This is a genomic window from Crossiella sp. CA-258035, assembly GCF_030064675.1.
Lineage (GTDB): Bacteria > Actinomycetota > Actinomycetes > Mycobacteriales > Pseudonocardiaceae > Crossiella.
Genome location: NZ_CP116413.1, coordinates 7,295,815 through 7,321,766 on the forward strand (window position 1 = coordinate 7,295,815; position 25,952 = coordinate 7,321,766).

Annotated in this window: 18 protein-coding genes; 9 read left to right on the forward strand and 9 right to left on the reverse strand. The window is 71.6% G+C overall.

Features of this window, described 5'->3' with window-relative positions; all coding sequences use genetic code 11:
- Window positions 1–35 precede the first annotated feature (35 nt).
- On the forward strand, window positions 36–719 hold the full coding sequence (locus N8J89_RS32765) for a Shedu anti-phage system protein SduA domain-containing protein (protein WP_283660854.1): 684 nt from the start codon (window positions 36–38) through the stop codon (window positions 717–719).
- On the opposite strand, the gene N8J89_RS32770 is transcribed toward N8J89_RS32765, so the two are convergent.
- The 3 genes from N8J89_RS32770 to N8J89_RS32780 all read right to left on the reverse strand — a co-directional run bounded on the left by N8J89_RS32770 (window position 677) and on the right by N8J89_RS32780 (window position 4,882).
- Complete coding sequence (locus N8J89_RS32770) at window positions 677–3,490, reverse strand: vitamin B12-dependent ribonucleotide reductase (RefSeq protein WP_283660855.1); 2,814 nt, start codon at window positions 3,488–3,490, stop codon at window positions 677–679. The genes N8J89_RS32765 and N8J89_RS32770 overlap by 43 nt on opposite strands.
- A 188-nt stretch (window positions 3,491–3,678) precedes the next feature.
- Window positions 3,679–4,167 carry a transcriptional regulator NrdR gene (gene nrdR / locus N8J89_RS32775; protein WP_252480814.1) on the reverse strand — a complete coding sequence of 163 codons (489 nt, stop codon included), beginning with the start codon at window positions 4,165–4,167 and terminating at the stop codon, window positions 3,679–3,681.
- A gap of 208 nt (window positions 4,168–4,375) precedes the next feature.
- Window positions 4,376–4,882, reverse strand: coding sequence for a hypothetical protein (locus N8J89_RS32780; protein ID WP_283660856.1), 507 nt, complete (start codon window positions 4,880–4,882; stop codon window positions 4,376–4,378).
- A gap of 282 nt (window positions 4,883–5,164) precedes the next feature.
- On the opposite strand from N8J89_RS32780, the gene lexA reads away from it, so the two are divergent.
- Entirely contained in the window at window positions 5,165–5,827 is a 663-nt protein-coding gene (lexA, locus tag N8J89_RS32785; protein ID WP_283666303.1) for a transcriptional repressor LexA, read from the forward strand.
- Between the two features lie 51 nt (window positions 5,828–5,878).
- Here lexA and N8J89_RS32790 read toward each other — a convergent pair whose 3' ends face one another.
- The 4 genes from N8J89_RS32790 to mraZ form a co-directional block, all read right to left on the reverse strand.
- Entirely contained in the window at window positions 5,879–7,789 is a 1,911-nt protein-coding gene (locus N8J89_RS32790) for a peptidoglycan D,D-transpeptidase FtsI family protein (RefSeq protein WP_283660857.1), read from the reverse strand.
- Window positions 7,789–8,436, reverse strand: coding sequence for a cell division protein FtsL (ftsL, locus tag N8J89_RS32795; RefSeq protein ID WP_283660858.1), 648 nt, complete (start codon window positions 8,434–8,436; stop codon window positions 7,789–7,791). The genes N8J89_RS32790 and ftsL overlap by 1 nt, the downstream gene beginning before the upstream one ends.
- On the reverse strand, window positions 8,433–9,389 hold the full coding sequence (rsmH, locus tag N8J89_RS32800) for a 16S rRNA (cytosine(1402)-N(4))-methyltransferase RsmH (RefSeq protein WP_283666304.1): 957 nt from the start codon (window positions 9,387–9,389) through the stop codon (window positions 8,433–8,435). The genes ftsL and rsmH overlap by 4 nt, the downstream gene beginning before the upstream one ends.
- A 174-nt stretch (window positions 9,390–9,563) precedes the next feature.
- Window positions 9,564–9,995 carry a division/cell wall cluster transcriptional repressor MraZ gene (gene mraZ / locus N8J89_RS32805; protein ID WP_252480810.1) on the reverse strand — a complete coding sequence of 144 codons (432 nt, stop codon included), beginning with the start codon at window positions 9,993–9,995 and terminating at the stop codon, window positions 9,564–9,566.
- A 419-nt stretch (window positions 9,996–10,414) separates the two neighbouring features.
- Between mraZ and N8J89_RS32810 the strand changes: the two genes are divergently transcribed.
- From N8J89_RS32810 to N8J89_RS32820, 3 genes are read left to right on the forward strand one after another with little or no spacing between them, the layout of a single operon-like run.
- The gene (locus N8J89_RS32810) at window positions 10,415–11,497 is read left to right on the forward strand and encodes an AAA family ATPase (protein ID WP_502868355.1); all 1,083 of its coding nucleotides are present in this window, start codon (window positions 10,415–10,417) and stop codon (window positions 11,495–11,497) included.
- Window positions 11,498–11,500: 3 nt separating this feature from the next.
- Window positions 11,501–12,772: a DUF58 domain-containing protein gene (locus tag N8J89_RS32815; protein WP_283660859.1), complete on the forward strand. Its 1,272-nt coding sequence runs from the start codon at window positions 11,501–11,503 to the stop codon at window positions 12,770–12,772.
- Between the two features lie 10 nt (window positions 12,773–12,782).
- Window positions 12,783–15,257 (forward strand): transglutaminase TgpA family protein, encoded by a 2,475-nt coding sequence (locus N8J89_RS32820; RefSeq protein ID WP_283660860.1) that lies wholly within the window; start codon window positions 12,783–12,785, stop codon window positions 15,255–15,257.
- 70 nt (window positions 15,258–15,327) lie between these two features.
- On the opposite strand, the gene N8J89_RS32825 is transcribed toward N8J89_RS32820, so the two are convergent.
- A complete protein-coding gene (locus N8J89_RS32825; protein ID WP_283660861.1) occupies window positions 15,328–15,984 on the reverse strand; it encodes a response regulator in 657 nt (218 codons plus the stop codon).
- Complete coding sequence (locus tag N8J89_RS32830) at window positions 15,936–17,807, reverse strand: sensor histidine kinase (RefSeq protein WP_283660862.1); 1,872 nt, start codon at window positions 17,805–17,807, stop codon at window positions 15,936–15,938. Before N8J89_RS32830 ends, N8J89_RS32825 begins: the two co-directional genes overlap by 49 nt.
- A gap of 188 nt (window positions 17,808–17,995) precedes the next feature.
- Between N8J89_RS32830 and N8J89_RS32835 the strand changes: the two genes are divergently transcribed.
- Genes N8J89_RS32835 through N8J89_RS32850 form a run of 4 tightly spaced genes read left to right on the forward strand, consistent with a single transcriptional unit; the run spans window position 17,996 to window position 25,951 of the window.
- Window positions 17,996–18,925: an ABC transporter ATP-binding protein gene (locus N8J89_RS32835; protein WP_283660863.1), complete on the forward strand. Its 930-nt coding sequence runs from the start codon at window positions 17,996–17,998 to the stop codon at window positions 18,923–18,925.
- On the forward strand, window positions 18,922–19,662 hold the full coding sequence (locus N8J89_RS32840) for an ABC transporter permease (RefSeq protein ID WP_283660864.1): 741 nt from the start codon (window positions 18,922–18,924) through the stop codon (window positions 19,660–19,662). The genes N8J89_RS32835 and N8J89_RS32840 overlap by 4 nt, the downstream gene beginning before the upstream one ends.
- Before the next feature lie 29 nt (window positions 19,663–19,691).
- The gene (locus N8J89_RS32845; protein ID WP_283660865.1) at window positions 19,692–22,661 is read left to right on the forward strand and encodes an NACHT domain-containing protein; all 2,970 of its coding nucleotides are present in this window, start codon (window positions 19,692–19,694) and stop codon (window positions 22,659–22,661) included.
- The gene (locus N8J89_RS32850) at window positions 22,658–25,951 is read left to right on the forward strand and encodes an NACHT domain-containing protein (RefSeq protein ID WP_283660866.1); all 3,294 of its coding nucleotides are present in this window, start codon (window positions 22,658–22,660) and stop codon (window positions 25,949–25,951) included. The genes N8J89_RS32845 and N8J89_RS32850 overlap by 4 nt, the downstream gene beginning before the upstream one ends.
- Window position 25,952: the final 1 nt, after the last annotated feature.

The window sequence follows — 25,952 nt, forward strand, 5'->3', positions numbered from 1 at the left end:
AACCCACCGTCCCCGTCGGAGATCTTCCCTCCGAGGTGGTTCGCCTGCTGGAGCAGGGAAATGCGGCCGAACTGCTGTCCGCGATCCAGCTGCACGTCCGGCGCGACCAGCTGGCCGCCGTACGCGAGGCGGTGCGAAAACCTGGCGGTCTGGAGCGGGACATCCAGGCCGCGCTGAGCAACGCGTGGTGGATGTTCGGCGGTGAGTTCGTCGGAGAAGCTCTGCGACGCCGTTTGGTCGACACGATCGAGCTCGACATCCCGCTGCTCCAGCCGGATGGCGTGCTGCACGTCGTAGAGCTGAAGCTGGCCGATGTCCCGGTCGTGCGACGCCATCGCAACGGCCTCATCGTCGCGGCCGTGGTGCACGAGGCGGTCGGCCAGACGATGAACTACCTGACCCTGCTGGACGAGCGCCGCGCCGACCTGCTGGCCGAGTTCGGCATCGACACCCGCAGGGCGAGCGCGACCGTCGTCGTCGGCAGCCCCGACTTCCAGCAGGACCTGACCGCCGCGAAGATCCACGAGACGTTGCGCATCTTCAACAGCCATCTCAGCCGGGTGGAGGTCATCACCTACCAGCAGCTGCTCGACCGCGCGGAACGAGTGCTCGACCTGGTGGGAAAGCCTGACGGGATGCCCGCTTCATCGGCAGGCACCCCGTCAGGATCGTCGGGTCAGCTGCACCCGGAGGTGGAGCCGCAGCCCTCGCACACGTAGCAGGAACCCGCGCGGCGCATCTTCGTGCCGCAGGTGAAGCACAGCGGTGCGTCCGCGGCCATGCCCAGCTGCAGCTCGATCAGCTCGGTCGAGCTGCCCACCGTCACGTCCGCGGGCTTGGCCGCGACCTCGCCCTTGGCGCCCGCGGGCTTCGGAGTGGCCTCGACCGTGGTCTGCAGCGCGGTCAGGTCGACCTCGCCGCCGCCGTACTCGGCCTCCACCTGCGCCGAGCGCTCGTCCGCGGTGAAGATGCCCAGCTCGGCGCGCTTGGCCGGCGGGAGGTGGTCCAGGGCCAGGCGGCGGAACAGGTAGTCCAGCACGCTGGTGGCGATGCGGACGTCCGGGTCGTCGGTCATGCCGGCGGGCTCGAAGCGCTGGTTCATGAACTTCGAGACGTAGAACTCCAGCGGGATGCCGTACTGCAGGCCCACCGAGATCGACATCGAGAAGGCGTCCATCACGCCGGCCAGGGTCGAGCCCTGCTTGCCCAGCTTGACGAAGATCTCGCCGAGGCCGTCGTCGGGGAAGGAGCCCGCGGTCAGGTAGCCCTCGGCGCCGCCGACGGTGAACGACACGGTCTGGCTGGGGCGCTTCTTCGGCAGGCGCTTGCGGACCGGGCGGTACTCGATCACCGTCTCCGGCTGCTTGTCAGCGGCCTTGCTCGCGCTCTTGCCCGCCGACAGCGGCTGGCCGACCTTGCAGTTGTCCCGGTAGATCGCCAGCGCCTTGAGGCCGAGCTTCCAGCCCTCGTAGTAGATCTTCTCGACCTCCTCCACGGTGGCCGTCTCCGGCATGTTCACCGTCTTGGAGATGGCGCCGGAGATGAACGGCTGCACCGCGGCCATCATCCGGACGTGGCCCATCGCGGCGATGGAGCGCTCGCCCATCGCGCAGTCGAAGACCTCGTAGTGCTCCAGCCGCAGGCCGGGCGCGTCCACCACGTGGCCGTGCTCGCTGATGTACTCCACGATCGCCTCGACCTGCTCGGGCTGGTAGCCCAGCGCGGTCAGCGCCCGCGGCACGGTCTGGTTGACGATCTGCATGGAGCCGCCGCCGACCAGCTTCTTGAACTTGACCAGCGCCAGGTCCGGCTCGATGCCGGTGGTGTCGCAGTCCATCATCAGGCCGATGGTGCCGGTGGGCGCGAGCACGCTGGCCTGCGCGTTGCGCCAGCCGTTGCGGTTGCCCACCTCGAGGCAGTCCTGCCAGGCGATGGTGGCCAGCTTGTGCACGGCCTTGTCATTGCGGTGCATGGTGCGCACCAGGTCGTTGGCCGCGGCGTGCTTGCGCATCACCCGCTGGTGCCCGTCGGCGTTGCGGGCGTAGCCCTCGTAGGCCCCGACCACCCCGGCCAGCTCGGCGGAGCGCTTGTACGCGGTGCCGGTCATCAGCGAGGTGATCGCGGCGGCCAGCGCGCGGCCGCCGTCGGAGTCGTAGGCGTGCCCGGTGGCCATCAGCAGCGCGCCCAGGTTGGCGTAGCCGATGCCCAGCTGGCGGAACTTGCGGGTGGTCTCACCGATCGGCTCGGTCGGGAAGTCGGCGAAGCAGATGGAGATGTCCATCGCGGTGATGACGAACTCCACCGCCTTGGCGAAGCGCTCACCGGCGAAGGTGCCGTCGTCGTTGAGGAACTTCATCAGGTTCAGCGAGGCCAGGTTGCAGCTGGAGTTGTCCAGGTGCATGTACTCCGAGCACGGGTTGGACGCGCTGATCCGGCCCGACTCCGGGCAGGTGTGCCAGTCGTTGATGGTGCCGTCGTACTGGATGCCGGGGTCGGCGCACTCCCACGCGGCCTGGGCCAGCTTGTGGAAGATCTCCTTGGCGTCCCTGGAGTCGATGGCCTCGCCGGTGGTGCGGGAGCGCAGGTGGTAGCTGCCACCGCTCTCCACCGCACGCATGAACTCATCCGAGACCCGGATCGAGTTGTTCGCGTTCTGGTACTGGACGCTGGTGATGTCCTTGCCACCGAGGTCCATGTCGAAGCCGCCGTCCCGGAGGATGCGGATCTTCTCCTCCTCGCGGGCCTTGGTCTCGATGAACTCCTCCACGTCCGGGTGGTCGACGTCGAGGATGACCATCTTCGCCGCGCGCCGGGTGGCCCCGCCGGACTTGATGGTGCCCGCGGAGGCGTCCGCGCCGCGCATGAACGAGACCGGGCCGGAGGCGCTGCCGCCGGAGGAGAGCAGCTCACGGGAGGAGCGGATGCGGGAGAGGTTGACCCCGGCGCCGGAGCCGCCCTTGAAGATCAGGCCCTCTTCCTTGTACCAGTTGAGGATCGACTCCATGGTGTCGTCGACGGCGAGGATGAAGCAGGCGGAGACCTGCTGCGGGGAGGCGGTGCCGACGTTGAACCAGACCGGGGAGTTGAAGCTGAACACCTGGTGCAGCAGCATCCAGGTCAGCTCGTGCTCGAAGATCTCCGCGTCCTGCTGGGTGGCGAAGTAGCCGTTGTCCACCCCGGCCTTGGTGTAGGTCAGCACCACGCGGTCGATGAGCTGGCGCAGGCTGTTCTCGCGCTGCTCGGTGCCGACCGCGCCGCGGAAGTACTTGCTGGTCACGATGTTGACCGCGTTCACCGACCAGAAGTCGGGGAACTCGGCGCCACGCTGCTCGAAGTTCACCGTGCCGTCGCGCCAGTTGGTCATCACGACGTCGCGGTGCTCCCAGGTGACCTCGTCGTACGGGTGCACACCGGGGGTGGTGTAGACGCGCTCCATGCGTAGGCCCGTGGCCTGTTCCCCGGCGGCCGGGGTCCCGACGGTCTCCGTCATGACCTTCTGCTCTCCCTCACTCGCTGCTGCGTGCCCGGCCCCGTCCGGTGTCCCCGTCCGATTCGGTCCGGCAAGACTCTTGGTGTTCTTCCCCGCCGCGCCCTTCCCCGCCGCGCCGCCCTTGCCCGTCCCACCACGGGTCTTGGCCGCGCCGGCCTTGGGTCGCCTGCGGGGGCTCTCCTGGCTGGTCATTCGCTCTTCGCCGCTTCCTGCTCGTCCGCCGCTTCCGGCTGCTTGGCCTCGCGGAGGTCGAGGATCTCCTTCTCGAAGTCCTCCACCGAGGAGAAGGACCGGTAGACACTGGCGAAGCGCAGGTAGGCAACCTCGTCCAGGTCGCGCAGCGGGCCGAGGATGGCCAGCCCCACCTCGTGGCTGGGCACCTCCGCGACGCCGGTGGCGCGGATCGCCTCCTCCACCTGCTGCGCCAGCAGCTGCAGCTTGTCCTCATCGACCGGACGGCCCTGGCAGGCGCGGCTGACCCCGCGCGCCACCTTCTCCCTGCTGAAGGGTTCGGTGACACCGGAGCGCTTCACCACGGCCAGCACGGCCTCCTCGACCGTGGTGAACCGGCGGCTGCACTGCGGGCAGGACCGGCGACGGCGGATGACCTGACCCTCGTCGACCTCGCGGGAGTCCACCACCCGGGAGTCGGAGTGCCGACAGAATGGACACCGCACGGTCCTCGCCCCTTCCCCGCACCAGCCCGCCGCGACCCAATCAGTGGGACAACCACAGCGGTGTAACTACTAGATGTAGGGGTAGAACCTAGGCCGAGCGGGTGACGGAAGCAAGTTGACAGGCGCATGCCACCACGTGTCGCGCGGACGTGCGAGCGGGATCACGCCAACAGGTGACAGCCAACCTAGCCGAGGGTGCCTCGGGGGCTCAGGGGCGGGCCGGGTCCGCGTCCAGGTCGGGCACCCACAGCGGCTGGCCGGCGTGCGGGCCGTTGGACAGCGAGGCGTTGAGCTCGTGGATGCGCGCGATGACCTCGGCGGGCGCGCGGCCGGGCGCGACCCGGCGGGCCAGGTCGGTCAGGGTCTCCCCGGCGCCGAGCTGGGTGAGCATGGTCTTGGCGGGCAGCGGCTCGGACTCCCCGCCCATCCGGATCTCGGCGAGCAGGCCGAGGCCGAGCACGGCCAGCGCGGTGACCAGGGCGACCAGCACCAGGTCCACCCAGGTGGCGCGGCGGCGGGCCGGTCCGCAGGTGGCGATGACCCGGCCGGCGGGGTCCTCGGCGAACTGCTCGCCGTCCGGACGACCCTGTGGACGGGCTCCGTCCCCGGCGCGGCGCACCCGCAGACTGCGCCGCTGCCAGGCCACGTGGCTGGGCACGTGGCCCGACCCGGCCTGCTGCTGGTCCGCGGTTTCGGTGTGTGCGAGCGCCGACATGACGTCTCCATCCAACGCGAGCGGTCCCTGGCCCGGACCCCGATCGAACGGGTGTTCGATCGAACGTCCGTGCGAATGTCTACCACCACGGCGGACCGATTTGAAGCATTTCCGGCGTGTCGTTCGAACACGCGTTTGATCTCGACACGCTGTGCGACTACCGTTCGAACCTGAGTTCACCTGGGACTGGAGGGCAACCCCGTGGCACGCGAGACGACCAAGGAGCCTGTTCTTACCGGCGCCGAGCCCGCCACGGCGGGCGAGGCGGCGCGGCGCGCTGAGGTGCACGTGCTACCGGAACCGGTGTCCGAAGGCGTCGAGCTAGTCGGCCTGACCCCGAGGCAGAGCAAGGTGCTCGAGGTCATCAAGGACTGGCTGGAGCGCTACGGCTACCCGCCCAGCATCCGGGAGATCGGCGAGGCGGTCGGCCTGAACTCCACCTCCTCGGTGGCCCACCAGCTGCGCGCGCTGGAGCGCAAGGGCTACCTGCGGCGCGATGCCAACCGCCCGCGCGCCTACGGGGTGCGCACGCCGGAGGGCGAGGAGGAGCCGGAGAGCTTCGACCGCCCGAGCCCGACCTACGTGCCGGTCGTCGGCCGCATCGCCGCCGGTGGCCCGATCCTGGCGGAGGAGTCGGTGGAGGAGGTCTTCCCACTGCCGAAGGAGCTGGTCGGCGAGGGTTCGCTGTTCCTGCTCAAGGTGGTCGGCGACTCGATGGTGGACGCGGCCATCACCGACGGCGACTGGGTCGCGGTGCGCCAGCAGCCCGACGCGGACAACGGTGACGTGGTGGCCGCGATGATCGACGGCGAGGCCACGGTGAAGACCTTCAAGCGCCGCGACGGCCACGTCTGGCTGATACCGCACAACCCGGCCTACGAGCCGATCCTGGGCGACGAGGCGAAGATCCTGGGCAAGGTGGTCGCGGTCCTGCGCCGCCTCTGACCGCCCGAACAGCTGAGCCTGAACCCCCGTCCCCGCTCCTGGGGCGGGGGTTCAGCGCACGATCAGGTTCTGGATCGGGCTGGGCTCCGGCGAGACCGGGATGCGGTAGCGCTGCACCAGGTACGAGGCGATCTCGTGGAACAGCGGGGCTGCCGACTTGCCGTCCGGCCCGCTCTCGGTGGGCGCGTCCAGCATCAGTCCGACCACGAACCGCGGGTTGTCCGCGGGCACCATGCCAGCGAAGGTGATCCAGTGCTTGGTGTTGCTGTACCGGCCGTTCTCCACCTGCTGCGCGGTGCCGGTCTTGCCGGAGATCTGGTACCCCTCCAGCGCGGCCGCCGGGCCGGTGCCGCGCAGGTCCGGCTTGCCGGGCACCTGCTGCACCACCGCGCGCATCATGTCGCGCACCGTCTTGGCCGTCTCCGCCGAGACCACCCGCACGCCGTCCGGGCGCTTCTCCTCCCGGCGCTGCTTGTCCGGGCCGATCTCCGCGCGCACGATCCGCGGCGGGATGCGCACCCCGTCGTTGGCGATGGCCTGGTACATGCCGGCCATCTGCAGCACGGTCATGTTCAGGCCCTGACCGATCGGCAGGTTGCCGAAGGTGGACTGCGACCACTGCGAGCGCGGCGGCACCGTGCCCGCCGACTCACCGGGCAGGCCGATGCCGGTCTTCTTGCCGAGGCCGAACTTGGCCAGCATGTCGGCGTAGCGGTCCTCGCCGATCTCCTTGGCGGTGAGCAGGGTGCCCACGTTGGAGGACTTGGCCAGCACCCCGGTGAAGGTCATCTTCTCCAGGCCGTGGTCCCAGGCGTCGGAGACGACGTAGCCGGGGTAGTTGAGGCTGCCGGGCACGTTGAGCACGGTGGTCGGGGTGACCAGCCCGTACTCGATGCCGGCCGCGGCGGTGACGATCTTGTTCACTGAACCGGGCTCGAACGGCGAGGTCACCGCGAACGGGTTCATCTGTTCCTTGGTCGCGCTGGTGAAGTTCTTCAGGTCGTAGGGCTTGTCATCGGCCAGCGCGTAGACCTCGGCGGTCTTGACGTCCATCACCACGGCCGTGCCGTTGCGCGCGCCTGCCCGGCGGACGTAGTCGCTGAGCAGCTGCTGCACGCGATATTGCAGGTCCGCGTCCACGGTCAGCTCCAGGTCGGAGCCGGGGGTCGGCGGGATCTGCTCGCGCTCGCTGCCCGGGATGACCGCGTCCTCGTTGTTGGCCACGGTGTCCACGATCCGCTTGCCGTTCTTGCCGGTCAGCAGCTGGTTCCGGTAGGACTCCAGGCCTTCCAGCCCGGCCAGGCGCCCCGGCTTGTCCTCCATCCGCCAGTTCGCGTAGCCGATGACGTCGGCGGCCAGCGTGCCGCCGGGGTACTGCCGCTCCTCGCGGGACTCCGCGCCGATCTCCGGGAAGGCCTTGGTGATCTCCCTGGCCTTGCCCGGCTCGACGCTGGGCACCAGCACCACGTACTTGACTTCCCTGCGCAGCTTGTCCAGCAGGTCCTTCTCGTCGACCTGGTCGCCGAGCACCTGCTTCATCTTGGCCGCGATGAGGCGCTTGCGTTCCTCGCCGTTGGGCACCGGGTCCTTGGTGCCCTTGGCCTTGCCCTCCTCGGCGAACTTGTCCCACTCCTGGTTGATCCGCTGCGGCAGCGCGTACAGCGCGCGGACCTGGCTGGAGAAGGCGAGCAGCGCGCTGTTGCGGTCGGTGATCGAGCCGCGCGGGCCGGGCAGCTCCTGCGGGGTGCTGCGCTGGCGGGACGAGGCGGCGGAGAACTCGGCCGCGTTCACGATCTGCACCTCGACCAGCTTGACCCCGGCCGCCACCAGCGCGACGACCAGCATGAGCCGGCCGACCACGGTCCTGGTGCGGTGGTTGCCCATGCCGCCGGGCGGGCGGCTGGACCTGGCGCCGCGGACGGACCGCGGCCGGACCGGGCGGCTCGTGCGCGAACGCTGCATCAGCCCGCTCCTCCTGGCTGCTCGCCCTGCTGCTGGCCGCCCTGTTGCTGACCACCCTGCGCGCCATCGGCGGGCTGGCCCTGCCCCTGCGGGTTCTGCGCGGGCGGCTCCTGCGCCGGCGTGTTCTGCTCCGGCGGCGGGCTCTGCGCCGAGGAGTTCGGCTGCTGCCGGGACTGCGGCTTGACCGCCTTCGGCTCGCCGACCACGCCCCAGCTGCCATCCGGCTTCTGCACCAGCATCGCCGGGTCGATCGCGGGCACCAGGCCCATCTCGCGCGCCTTGCGGTCCAGCTCGGCCGGGGACTCCTTGGTCGCCACCTCGCGGCGCAGCAGCTCGACCAGCTCGGCCTGGGCGCGGGCGTCCTTCTTGATCTGCTCCAGCTTCACCGAGTCGGCGGCCGCGGCCGTGGTCAGCCACAGCGAGGTGACCAGGCCGATGCCCAGCAGGGACATCACCATGAGCACGAACGGCGCGCGGAAGCCGGTGGCGGCGGCGCGTTCCTGCACCGGGCGCAGCCAGCGGTCCTTGCGCTGCTCGCGGCGGGCGTAGGCGCGCTCGGCCGCGGTGGAGCGACCGCGGTCGCCGGGGTTGACCGGAGCCTGGTGCTCCGGGAGTTCGGGCGGGGTCTGCCGTGCTGGTGCGGTCATGTCGCCTCCCTGATCCGCTCCGCGGCGCGCAGCCGCACCGAGGCGGCCCTCGGGTTGACCGCCACCTCCTGCTCACTGGCCTGTTCGGAGCCGCGGGTGAGCAGCCGCAGCTCGGGTCCGTGGCCGGGCAGCTCCACCGGCAGGCCCTGCGGGGTGGTCGAGGTGGCGCGTTCGACCAGCACCCGCTTGACGATCTTGTCTTCCAGCGACTGGAAGGACATCACCGCGATCCGGCCGCCGAGCACCAGCGCGTCGACCGCGGCCGGGATGGCCCGGCGCAGCACGTCCAGCTCGGCGTTGACCTCGATGCGCAGCGCCTGGAAGGTCCGCTTGGCCGGGTGGCCGCCGGTGCGCCGGGTGGCCGCCGGGACCGCCGCGTACAGCAGGTCCACCAGGCGTCCACTCGTGGTGAACGGCTCCTTCTCCCGTTCGCGCACGATGGCTGAGGCGATCTTGCCCGCGAACCGCTCCTCGCCGTAGTCGCGCAGGATCCTGGCCAGGTCACCGTGGCCGTAGGTGTTGAGGATGTCCGCCGCGGTGATCGGGCCGCTCGGGTCCATCCGCATGTCCAGCGGCGAGTCCCTGGAGTAGGCGAAGCCGCGCTCCACCGCGTCCAGCTGCAGCGAGGACACGCCGCAGTCGAAGAGCACTCCGTGCACGCGCGGTATACCGAGATCGAGCAGGACCTCGGGCAGCTCGTCGTATACGGCGTGCACAAGATGGGTACGCGCGTTGTATGCAGCGAGTCTCTCACCGGCGAGCTTGAGCGCCTGGGTGTCCCGGTCCAGGCCGATCAGCGTCAGCCGGGGGTGCGCGGCGAGCAGTGCCTCCGAGTGCCCGCCGAGGCCGAGGGTGGCGTCGACGACCACCGCTCCCGGTTCGCTCAGCGCGGGCGCGAGCAGCTCAAGCGTGCGGTCCAACAGCACCGACACGTGTTGCGGCTGCCCGGTCATGGCGGTCACTACCTCTCTTACCCGCCCATGCGCGACAAGCAGGTGCCTGGAACGTCTCCCGGATGCCGCCAGGTCCCCGCCCGCCCGTCGCACCTGGTGCCGGGGAAGGTGCACCAGGGTCGAAAGCCGAGCGGACCGAGGCCAAGCCGCATCCGAATGCCTCACGCACGTCTTCTAGAAGACTCCGGGGAGCACCTCCTCGCGTGCCTGCGCGTAGCTGTCCTCGTGTTCTTCGAGGTAGCGCTCCCAGGCGGTGGCGTCCCAGATCTCCAGCCGGTTGATCGCCCCGATGACCACGCACTCCTTGGTCAGCGAGGCATAGCGCCGCAGTTCCGGCGTGATCGAGATCCGGCCCTGCGAGTCAGGACGCTGCTCGTCCGTGCCGGCGAACAGGTAGCGCTGGTACGCGCGGACCGCCTCGTTGGTGAACGGCGCCTCGGCCACCTTCCGCGCCATCTGCTCGAACTCCGCTCGCGGGAAGACGAACAGGCAGTGGTCCTGGCCCTTGGTGAGCATCAGACCCCCCGCGAGTGCGTCCCGGAACTTCGCCGGCAGGGTGAGCCGCCCCTTGTCGTCGAGCTTTGGGCTGTGGGTACCGAGGAACATCGGCAACGCACCTCCCAACCGACCCGACGGGACCGGCAGCGGGGCCCCCGTTTGCCCCACCGGCCGCCACAGTACCCCACTTTCCTCCACAGTCAACGCGAAACGGGCCCGTTGTCCCCCGGGTGTGTCGACGTTTTCGCAGGAAGAGGGCGGTGGGTGTGCGTGGGGCCCGGTGGGGGGACCTGCCCGGAGAGGCAGCCGGAGCGGGTGGAAACAACAGCCATCCGATCACCCTCCGCCCACGAATCCGGGCCGGAAGAGCAACCAGTTGGCCTATCGGCCGTCCACGGTGGTGAGAAGTGGGGGACGATGTGGGGCACCAGGTGTGCGGTATGACTGACCCCGACCGGTAGGTCCCTTAGCCCGGTTTTGACAGACTGCGTGGCAGGCTGCCGCATAAGGTCTCAGCAGGAGGACGTGTGACGCCCAGTACCCAGCCCGCCGCACTATCCGGCCATCAGTACGGCGAGGACGGGACCGCGGTCAGTCCGCGTGAGGTCGGCGGGTTGCCGGAGCTCCACGCCACCGCCTCGCGGATCGCGGCCAACGTCGAACGGGTGCTGGTCGGCAAGCCGGAAGTGGTGCGGATCGCGCTGGTCACCCTGCTCGCCGAGGGCCACCTGCTGGTCGAGGACGTGCCGGGGGTCGGCAAGACCTCGCTGGCCAAGGCGCTGGCCCGGTCCATCGACTGCTCGGTCAGCCGGATCCAGTTCACCCCGGACCTGCTGCCCAGCGACATCACCGGCGTGTCCATCTTCAACCGCCAGAACAGCGAGTTCGAGTTCCGGCCCGGCCCGGTCTTCGCCAACATCGTGGTCGGCGACGAGATCAACCGCGCCTCCCCGAAGACCCAGTCCGCCCTGCTGGAGTGCATGGAGGAACACCAGGTCACGGTGGACGGCCGCAGCTACACCCTGGACTCGCCGTTCATGGTCATCGCCACCCAGAACCCGGTGGAGATGGAGGGCACCTACGCCCTGCCCGAGGCCCAGCGCGACCGGTTCACCGCCAGGGTCTCCATTGGCTACCCCGACCCGCAGGCCGAGCTGGCCATGGTCGACGAGCACGCCGGGCACGACCCGATGGCCGACCTCAAGCCGGTCTCCGACGCCGAACGGGTGCGCCAGCTCGTCGCCACCGTTCGCGAGGTTCATCTCTCGCCGGAGATCCGGCGTTACACCGTGGAGCTGGTCTCGGCCACCCGCCGCCTGCCCGAGCTGCGCCTGGGCGCCTCGCCGCGCTCGACCCTGCACCTGGTGCGAGCCGCGCGGGCGCAGGCCGCGCTGTCCGGGCGCGAGTTCGTGGTGCCCGACGACGTGCACGCGGTGGCCGTGCCGGTGCTGGCGCACCGCCTGGTGCTCACCGCCGAGGCGCAGGCCGCCCGCCGCTCCCCCGCCGACCTGGTCCGCGGGCTGGTGCAGCGGGTGCCGGTGCCGCAGGGTCCGGGCAACAGCCAGGGCCAGAGCCAGCAGTGGCACGCGGGCCTGCGCGGAGCCAGGTGATCCATGGGCGTGTTGGCGGGACTGACCACCAGGGGCCGATGCCTGCTCGCCGCCGGACTCGCCGCCGCGCTGTGCGCGCTGCTGCTCGACGAACGTGACCTGCTGCGGATCGCGGTGTTCGTGGTCGCGCTGCCGATCATCGCCGCGGTGATGGCGGCCAACGCCCGGATCGGCCTGGCCGCGCTGCGCCACCTGGTGCCGGAGCGGGTGCCGGTGGGCACCAGCTCCGAGGTCCGCCTCGAGGTGCGCAGCTCGGGACGGCTGCCGGCGGGCGGGCTGATGCTGGAGGACGGCGTGCCCTACGCCCTTGGCAACAAGCCGAGGTTCGTGGTGGAGCGGCTGCCCCGGCGCAGCGCCGCGGTGCTGCGCTACCCGCTGCAGCCGGTGATGCGCGGCGTGCACCAGCTGGGCCCGCTGCGGGCCAGGGTCACCGACCCGTTCGGGCTGGCCGAGTTCGAGCGCGAGCTCGGCGGGCGCAGCAGGCTGGTGGTGGTGCCCAAGGTGGTCGCGCTGACCGGGCTGCCGCACGGCTCCGGCATGGGGGCCGGCGATGACGGCGCGGTGCGGCTGCGGGCCGGGCAGGGCGAGGACGACGCGATCATCCGGCAGTACCGGCACGGCGACGACCTGCGCAAGGTGCACTGGAAGTCGACCGCGCGGCGGGACGAGCTGATGGTGCGGGTGGAGGAGAGCCCGTGGCACGGCGGCGTCTCGGTGCTGCTGGACACCAGGGCCGCCGCGCACCGCGGCAACGGCCCGACCTCCAGCCTGGAATGGGCGATCTCGCTGGCCGCGAGCATCTGCCTGCACCTGCACAAGCACGGCCAGCACGTGCGGCTGGGCACCGAGGAGGGCGTGCTGCTGGCCGGCGGCTCCGCCTCGGCGGGCCTCAGCGACGTGCCGGTGCTGGACGCGCTGGCCGCGCTGCACCCGGCGCACCGCGCGCAGCTGGCGGTCACCGGCGACCCCGGCGCAGGCCGGGAGATGATCGCGGTGCTGGGCGATGTGACCCCGGCCGCGGTGGCCGAGCTGGTGCGCTTCCGGCCGCGCGGGGTGCGCAGCCTGGCGGTGCTGCTGGACGTCAACGGGTGGGCCAGCGCGCGCGAGGAGCGGGGCGCCGACCCGCAGGACGCGCTGCGGCTGCTCACCTCGGCCGGCTGGGGCGCGGTGGTGGCCCGGCCGGAGCAGGGCATGGCCGCGGTGTGGTCGCTGTTGTGCAACACCGTGCCGGACCGGATGTCCAGCGGCCACGTGGCCGGCGCTGGGCCGTGGTGAGCGAGGGTTGATGGTGAACAGGCGGAGGGCGGTGGCCGCTCCGGTCGGCTGGACCGGGCCGGTGGTGCCCAGTGCCGCGGGACTGGCCGTGCTGACCGCGGCCACCTCGCTGTCCGGGGTCATCGACGGGGTGCGCTGGCTGGTGTTCGTCGCGGTCACCGTGGCGGTGATCGCGGGCACCGGGATCGCGCTGCGCTCGGTCCGCACGCCGACGCCGCTGGTCGCGCTCGGCCAGTTCGTCGGCCTGTTGTGCTTCCTGACCGCGGTGTTCACCCGCAGCGGCCTGCTGGTGGTGCTGCCCGGCCCGGCCGCGCTCAGCGACCTGGTCGGGGTGCTGCGGCAGGCGATGGCCCAGGTGCAGACCGGGGTGCCGCCGGTGACCGCGACCGCGGCGATGCTGTGCCTGGTGTGCGTGGCGATCGGCCTGGTCGCGATCGTGGTGGACACCCTCGCGGTGGCCGCCGCCGCGCCCGCGGCCTCCGGGCTGGTGCTGCTGTGCGTGTACGCGGTGCCCGCCTCGCTGGCCGACGAGCTGCTGCCCTGGTGGTCCTTTGCCGCTGGCGCGGCCGGGTTCGCGCTGCTGCTGGTCATCGACGAACGCCAGCGGCACCGGCTGTGGCGGGGCAGGCTCGGCCTGCCCGCGCTGCGCTCGGGGGACGGTTCGGCGCACGCCGCGGTCGGGGTGGCCTCGGCCGCGGTGGTGATCGCGCTGTTCGCCGGCGCGGTGCTGACCATGGTCGGCACCGCGGGCAGGCTGCCCGGCGGGGGCGCGGCCGACGCGACCGCCTCGATCGGGCTCAACGCGTTCACCTCGCTGCGCGGGCACCTGGAGCGGGACCGCAACATCGAGATGTTCCGGGTGCGCGGGCTGCCGGACCGCCCGCCGTACCTGCGGGTGATGACGCTGAGCAAGTACGACGCGAAGCGCGGCTTCGAGGTCGACCCGCAGCTGGACGGGCAGCCGACCAGGGGCGAGCTGGCGCTGCCGCCGGGCACGGACCGGCGGCGGCTGCTGGCCGAGGGCAAGCAGATCGAGGTCGACATCGAGACCGTCGGCTTCCTCGACCCGTGGCTGCCGGTCTACGGCGTGCCGCTGATGTTCTCCAACATCGCGGACAACTGGAGCTACGACCCGACCGCGGGCATCGTGCACGCGCCCAACCGGCAGAGCCCCGGCCGGTACCTGCAGGCCTCGATCCTGCCCGACCCGACGGCGGAGGCCATGCGCGCCGCACCGGGCGGACGGTCCCGCAACGCGGCGCTGATCGGCGAGCGCTACTACGACCACAGCGTCGACCCGCAGGTGGAGTCGCTGGCCAGGCAGGTCACCAGGAACGCGGGCACCGACTACGACAAGGCGCTGGCGCTGCGCAACTTCCTGGCCAAGGACGGCGGGTTCAAGTACCAGCTGCGCACCGAGGGCACCGGCCAGGGCGACCCGCTGGTGGACTTCCTGTTCAACGGCAAGACCGGCTACTGCGAGCAGTTCGCCTCCTCGATGGTGGCCATGCTGCGCTCGGTGCAGGTGCCGGCCAGGGTCGCGGTCGGGTTCACCCCCGGCTTCGCCAGCGGCAACTACCGGACGATCACCACCAACGACGCGCACGCCTGGGTCGAGGTGTTCTTCAACGGCCTCGGCTGGATCCCGTTCGACCCGACCCCGCTGCCGGACAGCCGCGGCAACACCGCCCCCTACGAGCAGCCCAACCCCGGTGACGAGGGCAACTCGGCGCTGCCCACCACGGCCGCCCGGCCCACCACGGCCGCGCCGACCACCACCGTGAACCCGGGCCAGAACCCCGGCAACGACACCCAGCAGAACAACGACCGGGACGACACCATCCTGCCGCTGTGGGTGTGGTTCACCTCCGGCCCGCTGCTGCTGCTCGCACTGGCCGCCGCCGCCCGCGGCGCCACGGTCACCCAGGCCCGCAGGCGGGAACGCCAGGCCGGGGTGCTCTCCAACGGCAAGGAGCCGCCGGAGCTGTGGTGGGGCCTGGCCGCGCTGGCCGGTGGCGCCGCGCTGCTGATACCGCTGTGGCACCTGGTGCACCCGGCGCTGTGGTGGACGCTGTTCACGCTGGGCCTGGCCGGTGTCGCGCTGGCGGTGCCGTCCTGGCTGCGCCGCTACCTGCGGGACCGCCGCCTGCACGCGGTCGCCCTCGGTGGGCCGGACGCGGCGGGCGCGGCCTGGCAGGAGCTGATGGCGGCCTCGGTGGACCGGGGCGCGGCGGTGGCCGGGACGGAGACGGTGCGCGCGGCGGCCAGGAAGCTGGTGCGCGAGCACAAGCTGGACGAGCGGGGCCAGAACGGCCTGCGCACGATCATCGGCGCGGTGGAGCGGTCCTGGTACGGCGGCGCGGAGCGGCCGGAGCCGGAGCTGTTCGCCGCGGTGCGCCAGGTCCTGGACAGCCTCACCGCGAGCTCCCCGCTGGGCTGGCGCTCCCGCCTGTTCCCACCTTCAGTCCTCCGCCCCGCCCGCTAACCCCATCCCGCGTGTTGGCCGTTGTCGTACACGGTGTTGGCCGCTGCGACGCGCGTGTTGGCCGTCGCGGTCAGGCTCCGGCCACACCCTGCAGGTAGGCGAGCACGGCCAGCACCCTGCGGTTGTCATCGTCGGAGGGCGCCAGGCCGAGCTTGCCGAAGATGCTCGCGGTGTGCTTGCCCACCGCGCCCTCGCTGACGAACAGCCGGGCCGCGATGGCGGCGTTGGAGCGGCCCTGCGCCATCAGCTCCAGCACCTCGCGCTCGCGCGGGGTCAGGCGGTCCACGCCGGAGCGGCGCGGGGAGCTGTCCAGCAGCTTGGCGATGACCTCCGGGTCCATCACGGTGCCCCCGGCGGCGACCCGGCGGACCGCGTCGACGAACTGCTCGGCGTTGAACACCCGGTCCTTGAGCAGGTAGCCGATCGCGCCGGTGCCGTCGGCCAGCAGCTCCCTGGCGTAGAGCTGCTGCACGTGCTGGGAGAGCACCAGGATCGGCAGTCCGGGCGTCTCGGCGCGGGCGGCCAGGGCGACCTGCAGGCCCTCGTCGGTCTGGGTCGGGGGCAGCCGGACGTCGACCACGGCCACGTCCGGGCGGTGCTCGGTGAGCGCGGCGCGCAGCTCGGGACCGGTCTCCACCGCGGCGACCACCTCGAAGCCGTGCGCGGCGAGCAGGTGGGTCAGGCCGTCTCGGAGGAGGTAGAGGTCCTCGGCGAGGACAACGCGCACGGGATCTCCAGGCGGACCGTCGTGGGACCGCCCGGCGGGCTGTCCAGGGTGAGCTGACCGTCGAATGGTGCCAGCCTGCGCCGGATGCCCCGCAACCCGCTGCCCTTGGCCGGGTCCGCGCCGCCACACCCGTTGTCCACCACGGTGATGCACAGGGCATCCGCGTTGTACACAAGCTGTACGACCACCTCGGTCGCGTCCGCGTGCCGGACCGCGTTGGTCATCGCCTCGCACACCGCGAAGTAGGCCGCGGACTCCACCGGCGGCTCGAACCGGCCGGGCAGCGTGCCCTCCACCCGCACCGGCAGCGCGGCGTCCAGCGCGACCGAGCGGACCGCCTCGGCCAAGCCGCGTTCGGCCAGCACCGGCGGGTGGATGCCGGCCACCAGCTCGCGCAGCTCGGTCAGCGCGGCCGAGGAGGAGGCCAGCGCCTGGTCCAGGATCTCCTTGGCGCGCACCGGATCGGTGTCCACCAGCGCCCTGGCCGCGCCGAGGTTCAGGCCCAGCGCGACCAGCCGGGCCTGCGCGCCGTCGTGCAGGTCGCGTTCGATCCGGCGCAGCTCGGCGGCCTGGCTGTCCACCGCCTCGCTGCGGCTCTCGGTCAGCCCGCGCACCCGCTGGGCGAGCAGCGCGGCCTTGGTCGGCGCGAGCAGCCAGGCGCACCAGCGGCCGTAGATCCGCAGCAATGTGGGCGAGGTATACACAGCGAGTACCGCCACTGGCAGGCCGATCAGCGGGCCGAGGGTGCGGAACAGCGTGGTGGGCACCGGGTCCCACGGCAGCCACTGGTACATCGTGGGCAGCATGTCCCGGCCGAAGAACAGCGACAGCACCGGCGAGACCACCACCGGCAGCCACACCCCGAGCAGGAACCCGCCGGTGGCCGCCAGCGGCGGCAGCAGCACCAGCACCGGGGCCACGATGGTGTTGGCCAGCAGCCACAGCAGGTCCCGCCAGGCGGCCCGGTCGGTCATCACCCAGCTGTAGCGGCGCATCCGCCGCACCGGCGCGTCGGTGCTGAACAGCTGGTTGCCGAAGCGGTACTTGCCGCCGGGTTCCGGCCGGGGCGGCAGCGGCGCGGGCAGGTACGGGTCCGGGATCTCGATGCCCTCCCACTCGCGCAGCAGGCGGCGGTGCAGGTCGGTGAACTGCCGGGTGTACTCCACCAGCGGCGGCCACCAGAACTGCCAGGTGCCGAACACGTGGTGGAGGACGAACCCGGCCAGGTTGACCACCAGGATCGGCAGTCCGGCCAGGGCGAGCAGGCCGAGCAGGAACCCGCGCCAGGACGCCTCCCAGCACTGGAAGAGCCGGTGCAGGAACCGGTTCGCGGCCGAGGGCTCGCGCGGACCGAGCATATGTGCGGTCCACCGGTTGTATACCTGAAGTGCACGCGGCCCGGCGAGCACCGTGCCAACCACGGTCAGCGGCGCGAGCACCGGGTTGACCAGCAGCCAGCGCAGGTCCCGCCAGCTCGCCGGATCCTCGGAGACCCAGTCCAGGTGGTGGTTGACCCGCAGCCAGCGCCGCGACCGGTACAGCTGGTCCCGCCACCGGGAGAGCCCGTCCGGTCCCGGTTCGGGCAGCGGCGGCCGGGGCCGGTAGGGCGGGACGACGGCGGTCCCGGACCACCGGCTCACCGTGGTGCGCACCCGGTTGAGGAAGGGGCGGCCGTGGCGCAGCCCCCACCCGTAGCAGAACACCAGCCCGAACATCGAGGGCAGGAAGCTCAGCAGCGCCACCACCAGCACACCCAGCGCGGGCACCGCGAGCGCGAGCACCCAGAGCGCGCGGCCAAGGGCCGTGCCGTACCGGCGGACCATCCGCGCACCTCCGTTCCCAGCCGGCCCAGTCTGACCGACCGGCCCCGGCGCGGGCGATGCGTCCAGGCACCGTGTCGGGGGTGGGGCTAGCACAACCCCCACTCGGGTCCCAGACGCATTACGCGCAGGTCAGCGAGTTCCTAGCGTTTCGCGGTGTCAGCAGTGGAACGAGAAGGGAGCTGGCGGAGATGCCGGTCATCGAGGTCGCGAACCTGCACAAGAGGTACGGCGACCGGGTCGCGGTCGCGGACGTGTCCTTCCAGGTCGAGCGCGGGGAGATCTTCGGGATCCTGGGCCGCAACGGCGCGGGCAAGACCACCACGGTGGAGTGCCTGACCGGGCTGCGTGTCCCGGACGGCGGCAGGCTGTCCGTGCTGGGCCTGGACCCGGCAACCGACGGCGACCGGCTGCGCCGCCGGGTCGGCGTGCAGCTCCAGGAGGCGGCGCTGCCGGACAAGCTGCGGGTCGGCGAGGCGGTCGAGCTGTACGCCTCCTTCTACCCGGACCCGGCCGATCCGGCCGCGCTGCTGGACACCCTCGGCCTGGCCGAACACCGGCGCACCCCGTTCAAGAAGCTCTCCGGCGGCCAGAAACAACGGCTGTCCATCGCGCTGGCGCTGATCGGCAACCCGGAGATCGCGGTGCTGGACGAGCTGACCACCGGCCTGGACCCGCAGGCCCGCCGGGACACCTGGCGGCTGATCGAGCAGGTCCGCGAGCGCGGGGTGACCATCCTGCTGGTCACCCACTTCATGGCCGAGGCAGAGCGCCTGTGCGACCGGCTCGCGGTGATCGAGGCGGGCCGGGCGGTCGCGGTGGACACCCCGGCCGGACTTGTGTCCACAGTGGACAGTGAGCAGCGGCTGACCTTCCGCCTGGACGGCGACCTGCCCGAGCACCTGCTGCGTGAGCTGCCCGAGGTCACCGGCCTGACCCGCCAGCACCGCGCGATCACCGTCTCCGGCAAGGGGAACCTGCTCAACGCCGTGGTCACCACCCTGGCCGCGCACCAGCTCACCGCGCTGGACCTGCGCGTCGAACAGTCCACTTTGGACGACGCCTTCCTGGCCCTGACCGGGGCCCCGCTCACCGACGACGAGAACGGAACCGACCGATGACCGCCCTGACCCGCCTGACCGTCACCGAAGCGCGCCTGTTCCTGCGCGATCCGGCCGCCGTGCTGCTCAGCCTCGGGCTCGGACCGGTGCTGCTGGTGGTCTTCGGCTCGATCCCGTTCTTCCGCGAGCCGCAGGCGGCCTACGGCGGGGCCCGGATCGTGGACTTCTACCTGCCCACGCTGATCGCGATGACGGTGGCCATGCTCGGCCTGAGCCTGCTCTCCGGCAGCCTGGCCGGCTACCGCGAACTGGGTGTGCTGCGCCGCCTGGCCACCACCCCGGTGCCGCCGATCCGGCTGCTGACCGCACAGCTGCTGGTGCACCTGCTGATGGTCACCGCCGCCACCGTCGTGCTGATGGCGCTCGGCCGGCTCGTCGCCGGTGTCCCGTTGCCCGGCAACCCCTTCGCGGCGCTGCTGTCCTTCCTGCTCACCACGCTCGCGATCTTCGGCCTCGGCCTGCTGATCGCCGCGGTCGCGCCCACCACCAAGGCCGCCCAGGGCATCGGCACCATCACCTTCTTCCCGCTGATGTTCCTGGCCGGGCTGTGGACACCGGGCCCGCTGATGCCGGAGCTGGTCCGCCGGATCGGCGAGTTCACCCCGCTCGGCGCGGGCACCCAGGCGATGCAGGCGGCCTGGTCCGGCGACTGGCCCAACCCGTTGCACCTGGCGGTGACGGCCGTCTTCGCCGCCGCGGCCATCTTCGGTGCAACGAAGTTGTTCCGCTGGCAGTGACCGACCGCTCACTCTGGATACCGTGAGGCGTGCGGAGAATCCTGAGCTACCGCGACGCGGTCCGGCTGCTCGACGGCGGTCAGAGCCCCGTCGTCACCTGGCTGGACCGCCTCGCCAGCGGCGCGATGCTGGCCGCCGCCCCCGGCGCGGAGGAGGTGCTGAGCTGGTTCGACGCCAAGTCCGACCTGGTCAGGCACGGCCATGATCTGGTCACCGGCCTGTCCGGGCGGCTGCGCGGCCTGCACCGCTTCGACCGCACCCAGCGCCTGGAAGCCGCGCACGCGATCATCGTCACCACCGCTTTCCTCACCGCCTGCGCCGACCTGCCGCTGCCCGCCGCCGAGGGTCAGTCCCGCGGCTTCGACCAGTCCGTCCGCGACCTGCTCAGCACTCCACTCCCGCTGCCCAGCCCGGAACACCCGTACGAGCACAACCTGGCCGCCCTGCGCGCCCACTACCGCACCCGCGCCGCCGCGCTGGCCGCGGAACTGCCCGCGCTGGCGATCTGGGACAGCTGGCACGAGACCCAGCGCGACCGGGTCCGGACCAGCCTGTCGAAGTCGGTGCCGGACAACGCGATCCGCCACTACGAGGACCAGTTCCGCCAACTGGCCGCCGAGTGCCCCGAACTGGCCTGCTGGGCCAACCTGACCGACCACCAGGCCACCCGCGCCACCGTCAGCACCGGCCTGTCCGCCCTCGCCGCCCGTCTGGACGAGATCGCCACCGGCCGCCTGCCGGATGCCCGCCGCGCCGAGTTGGCCCGCCGCTACCAGGCCCAGCTGACCCGCCCGGTCCTCGGCGGCGACCTGCCCGCGCACCTGCGCATACCGGCGCTGGAAAAGGCTTACGTGGACCCGGTTTTCCGGGTACTGGCCACCGACGGACGCACACCCGCGCACGAGTACGAATGGCACGCCCTGCCTGACCGCACCGACATCCACGACTTCCTGACCGGCTACCTGACCAACCCGATCGCGGTGCAGCTGCCCCTGTTGGTGCTGGGCCAACCGGGTTCGGGCAAGTCCATGCTCACCTCGGTGCTGGCCGCCCGCCTGCCGGCCACCGACTTCCTGCCGGTGCGGGTCCCGCTGCGCGATGTGGCCGCGGAGAACGACATCCAGTCCCAGATCGAACAGGCCATCCGCGCCGACACCGGCGAATCCCTGTCCTGGCCCGCTCTCTCGCGCTCGGCAGGCGACGCGCTCCCGGTAGTCCTGCTCGACGGCTTCGACGAGCTGTTGCAGGCCACCGGCGTCAGCCAGAGCAACTACCTGGAGAAGGTGCGCGAGTTCCAGGAACGCGAGTCCGACACCGGCCGCCCGGTCGCGGTCCTGGTCACCACCCGCACCTCGGTCGCCGACCGCGCCCGCATCCCCGACGGCAGCATCGCCCTGCGCCTGCAACCCTTCGACGAGCCCAGGGTCACCACCTGGCTCGACCGCTGGAACACCGCCAACACCGGCCCCGGCTTCACTCCCCTGCCCGCCGAGGTCGCCCTCCGCCACCCCGACCTGTCCACCCAGCCCCTCCTGCTGCTCATGCTCGCCCTGTACCACTCCGAGGGCGGTGCGCTGACCGCCGAGGAAGGCCTGAGCGAGAGCGAGCTCTACGAACGCCTGCTGTTCCGCTTCGCCCGCCGCGAGGTGGTGAAGACCCAGGACGCCTTGCCGGACAAGGAGATCCGCCGCTCCGTCGAGGAGGAGCTGCGCCGCCTGTCCGTGGTCGCCTTCGGCATGTTCAACCGCGGCACCCAATGGATCGCCGAAGCCGACCTGGACACCGACCTGGCCGCCCTCCCCGGCCCACCCCGCCAACCCGTTGCCGCACAAAGCCTGCAAGCCCGACTGACCGAAGCCGAACAGACCCTGGGCCGCTTCTTCTTCATCCACCGCGCCGAAGCCAGCCGTGACAACCGCCGCCTGCGCACCTACGAGTTCCTGCACGCCACCTTCGGCGAGTACCTGGTCGCCCGCTTCACCTGGAAGGTCCTGCAAGGCCTGGTGGCACAGGAAAAAGCCATCGCCGACGACCCCTACGCCACCACCGAGGTCAACGACGACCTGCTGCACGCGCTGATCTCCTTCGAGCCGTTCAGCTCCCGCCGCCCGGTGCTCGCCTTCCTGGCCGAACTGGCCGGTCGCCTCGACGAGCCAACCCGGCAGGCGAGCGCCGCCCTGCTCAGCCGCCTGTTCCGCACGGCGCACCAGGAACGCGCCCAGCGCCGCCACGCCGCCTACCGGCCGAGCCCGCGCGAGGTCCCCGCCCGGCACGCGGCCTACAGCGTGAACCTGTTGCTGCTCAACGTGATCGTCGACGGCGAGGTGCCGGTCAGCGCGTACGGCCGCTGGTACCGGGAGGCCCGTTTCTGGCACTCCCAGCTCAGCGATTCGAGCTGGCTCAGCATCCTGGACGTCCTCACCGTCACCTACCGCTCCTCCGACAAGGGACGCCAGGCCTGGGTGCGGTTGCGCGAGGCGAGCGACCCGCCGCCGACGGTCGAGTTGCACGGCCTGTTCGACGACAGTCCCGTCAGCGCGGACACCTACGGCTTCAGTGGTCAGGGCCCGGAGCAGATCCAGCGCCGGAGCCACCTGCTCGGCACGGAGATCTGCCTGCTGCACGCAGTGGAGCCGCTACTGCGACACCTCGGTTCGGTGATCAACAGATTGCCCTGTGTCGATGGCGTCATCGAGCCCTCATTCGCCCGCCGGATCATGGATCTGTGGCTGCTCTCCGCCCGTCCGGTCAGCCCGCAGGACCGGTTCGCGCTCTACCACCGGGCATTCGACTACCTGGCGGCCAACCAAGGCCACCTCCCCCTCGATGAGTACGACCTGTACCTGACGCTCATCCTGGAGCGGCTGGCCGCGGACACCGTGCTGGGCGTCGACGAGCTTCTGGCCCTGCTGGAACGCGCGCAGAAACGCCTCCGCACCAGCCTGCCGAGCTTCGACCGCTGCCACCTCGTCATCGACAGCCTCCGATCGGGAGCGTGACCGTGCTGCGGACCCTGAGCTACGCCGACGCGGTACGCCTGCTGGGCGGCAAGGAAAGCAAGGCCGTCACCTGGCTGGACCGGATCACCGGCGCCGCCATGCTGGGCGCCGCGCCGGGGGTGGCGGAGGTGCTCGGCTGGTTCGACGCCAAGGCGGAACTGGTCAAGCACGGCCATGATCTGGTCAACGGCCTCTCCGGCCGGATCCGCGGCCTGCACCGGTTCGACCGCTCCCAGCGCCTGGAAGCGGCGCACGCGATCATCGTGACCCTGGCCTTCGTCGAGGCGTTCCAGGCGCTGCCGCACCGGCCGGATCCCAAGGAGCTGCTGGACAGCCGGGTCAGCACGACGGAACTGGTCCGCGAACTGCTGCTCAGCGCCGCGCCGCTGCCGACCCCGCAGAGCCCGTACCGCGAGCACCTGCGCGCACTCACCCTGTACTACCACGCGCAGGCCAACGCGCTGATCCTGTTCGTGATGGGGCTGGCGGTGTGGGACCGGTGGAACCAGACCCAACGCGACCGGTTCACCGCGCAGACCGAGGACCGGCTGGTCACCCAAGCACTCGCGCGCTACCAGGACCTGTTCCGCCAGCTTGCCGTCGAGTGCCCGGAACTGGCGTTCTGGGCCAACCTCACCGAACACCAGGGCACCCAAGAGCTCGTCCGCACCGGCCTGGTCCAGCTCCAGACACAACTGGCCGCGATCGCCACCGGCCGGGACCCGGACGCCCGGCGCGCCGAACTGGCCCGCGGCTACCAGGCCCAGCTGAACCGGCCGGTGGTCGAGCCCGACGAGCTGCCCGCCGACTTCCGCATCCCCGTCCTCGGCCAGGCCTACGTCGATCCGTTATGCCGGGTAAGGGAGATCTCCGCGGGCGACACCCCGAGCCAGGAGCCGTGGTGGGAGGAAGTGCCGCTGCGGCACGACATCCAGGACTTCCTGGCCGGTCACCTCACCTCCCCGCAGGCGGCCGAGCTGCCGCTGCTGGTGCTCGGGCAGCCGGGGTCCGGCAAGTCGGTGCTGACCAAGGTGCTCGCGGCCCGGCTGCCCGCTACGGACTTCCTGCCGGTGCGGGTGCCGCTGCGCGAGGTGGCCACCGAGGTCGACGTGCAGACCCAGATCGAGCAGGCGATCCGGCTCGGCACCGGGTACCGGCTGGACTGGCCGGAACTGGCCGGCTCGGCGGGGGACGCGCTGCCGGTGGTGTTGCTGGACGGGTTCGACGAGCTGCTGCAGACCACCGGCGTCAGCCAGAGCGACTACCTGGAGCGGGTCCGCGCGTTCCAGCAGCGCGAGGCGGCGCAGGGCCGACCGGTCGCGGTGGTGGTGACCACCCGCACCACGGTCGCCGACCGCGCTCGTATACCGCACGGATGCGTGGCGCTGCGGCTGGAACCCTTCGACGAGCCGAGGGTGTCCCGCTGGCTGGCGCACTGGCAGGCGAGCAACTCCGGCTCCCGGTTCCGCCTGACGACCCAGACCGCGATGCGCTATCCCGCGCTGGCCACCCAGCCGCTATTGCTGCTGATGCTCGCCATCTACGACGCCGACGGCGGCGACCTGCACGAGACCCAGCTGCGCGAGAGCGACCTGTACGACCGGCTGCTGCACCGGTTCGCGGTGCGCGAGGTGCGCAAGACCCGCGCCGGGCTGCCCGAGCCGGAGCTGCGGGCCGCGGTGGAGGAGGAGCTGCGGCGGCTGTCCGTGGTGGCCTTCGGCATGTTCAACCGCGGCCAGCAGTGGATCACCGAACCCGACCTGGACGCGGACCTGGCCGCCCTGCTCGGCGCCAAGAGCGGCCCGCTGACCGGCGCGCGCACCCCGCTCGGTCCCGCGGAGTCCACGCTGGGCCGGTTCTTCTTCATCCACCGGGCCGAGGCCCAGCGCGACGACCGGCGGCTGCGCACCTACGAGTTCCTGCACGCCACCTTCGGCGAGTACCTGGTCGCCCGCCTCACCTGGCAGGCCCTGCACGGCCTCAACGCGATGGCCCAGGCCGCGGCCGCCAACCCACTGGCGGTGGTCCCGCTCAACGACGGCTTCGCGCACGCCCTGCTCGCGCACACCCCGCTGAGCAGCCGCCGCCCCGTGCTGACCTTCCTCACCGAGCTCGCCAAGTCCACCGCACCCGACCTCCGCGCCCAGCTGGCCACCCTGCTGATCCGGCTGTACCGCGACGCCCCCGGCGCGCACCCGACCCGCAGCCACAGCGACTACCAGCCCCGCCCGATGACCGTCCCAGCTCAGCACGCGGCCTACCGCGCGAACCTGTTGCTGCTCAACGTGATCACCAAGGGGCGGCTGCGCGCCAGCGAGCTCTACGGCGAGGCGGAGGAGCCAGGAGTGGTGCTGAACTGGCGCAGCGACACCCTGCTGTGGCGCTCCCAGCTCAGCAGTGAGGACTGGACCGGCCTGGTGGACGCCCTCGCCCTCGCCCGCTCCTGGCGCGGCGACCGCCGCGACCTGGAACTGCGCCTGGACGACGGCGGCTTCACCCCACCCGCGCTCGACCTCGCCTGGTCGACCCGCCATCCGCAGGGGATCAACCCCCTTTCCACCGGCGTCCAGTTCGTCAACCAGACCCCGCGGGCGCAGCGCCGTCTGCTGCACTTCCTGTGCGGCAACGAGGACATCCACCTGCACGTGCTGGAACCGCTGTTCGACCACCTGGAGCCGTTCTACGCCCTGCACCCCATCGTGGACGGCGAGCTCCTGCCCACCCGCCCCCGCGCCGTGCTGGACCTGCTGACCCTGCCCTACCGGCACACCGCCGAGAACCGCGCCGAAAAGTACGAGCGCTGCCTCCGCTCGATCACCAGCCTGCCCGGCCAACCGAACAACCCAGACCGCCTGGCCACCCTCGACCTCACCCTGACCCTGATGGCCGCCGACCCCGGCTCCCCGCTCCCCCTGGCCGCCCAGCTACTCGCCGAACTGACCGCCCACCTGTTCCGACTCCCGCACCGCGCCACCACCCTGGAACGCCGAGCCCTGCGCCACGCCCTCACCCTGCTCACCCGCCCCGAACCGCCCACCCCGGAGCTGACCGCCGCCCTGACCAGGCTGGCCACCGACGCCCTGGCGAACGACCCCACTCCCCTGGCGCTGGAAGCCCTGGTCACGTTGCTTGAACGCGAACCCGCCACCGACCCGTACCCGCTGGCCGACCTGGACCCCGAGTCCTGGGCCGAGCTGACCACGGTCCGCCCGGATCTCGGCCACCGCGCGCACAACGTCTGGCTCCGCCTCCTCGGCGGTGACGTCCCCTGGCCGCACGCCACCCCATGAA

Bases quoted from the DNA above. Each gene is read 5' to 3' on its own strand.
- N8J89_RS32770 (WP_283660855.1), bottom strand. From the start codon at position 3,490: ATGACGGAGACCGTCGGGACCCCGGCCGCCGGGGAACAGGCCACGGGC.
- N8J89_RS32780 (WP_283660856.1), bottom strand. From the start codon at position 4,882: ATGTCGGCGCTCGCACACACCGAAACCGCGGACCAGCAGCAGGCCGGG.
- N8J89_RS32790 (WP_283660857.1), bottom strand. From the start codon at position 7,789: ATGCAGCGTTCGCGCACGAGCCGCCCGGTCCGGCCGCGGTCCGTCCGC.
- ftsL (WP_283660858.1), bottom strand. From the start codon at position 8,436: ATGACCGCACCAGCACGGCAGACCCCGCCCGAACTCCCGGAGCACCAG.
- rsmH (WP_283666304.1), bottom strand. From the start codon at position 9,389: ATGACCGGGCAGCCGCAACACGTGTCGGTGCTGTTGGACCGCACGCTT.
- mraZ (WP_252480810.1), bottom strand. From the start codon at position 9,995: ATGTTCCTCGGTACCCACAGCCCAAAGCTCGACGACAAGGGGCGGCTC.
- N8J89_RS32815 (WP_283660859.1), top strand. From the start codon at position 11,501: ATGGGCGTGTTGGCGGGACTGACCACCAGGGGCCGATGCCTGCTCGCC.
- N8J89_RS32820 (WP_283660860.1), top strand. From the start codon at position 12,783: ATGGTGAACAGGCGGAGGGCGGTGGCCGCTCCGGTCGGCTGGACCGGG.
- N8J89_RS32830 (WP_283660862.1), bottom strand. From the start codon at position 17,807: ATGGTCCGCCGGTACGGCACGGCCCTTGGCCGCGCGCTCTGGGTGCTC.
- N8J89_RS32835 (WP_283660863.1), top strand. From the start codon at position 17,996: ATGCCGGTCATCGAGGTCGCGAACCTGCACAAGAGGTACGGCGACCGG.
- N8J89_RS32840 (WP_283660864.1), top strand. From the start codon at position 18,922: ATGACCGCCCTGACCCGCCTGACCGTCACCGAAGCGCGCCTGTTCCTG.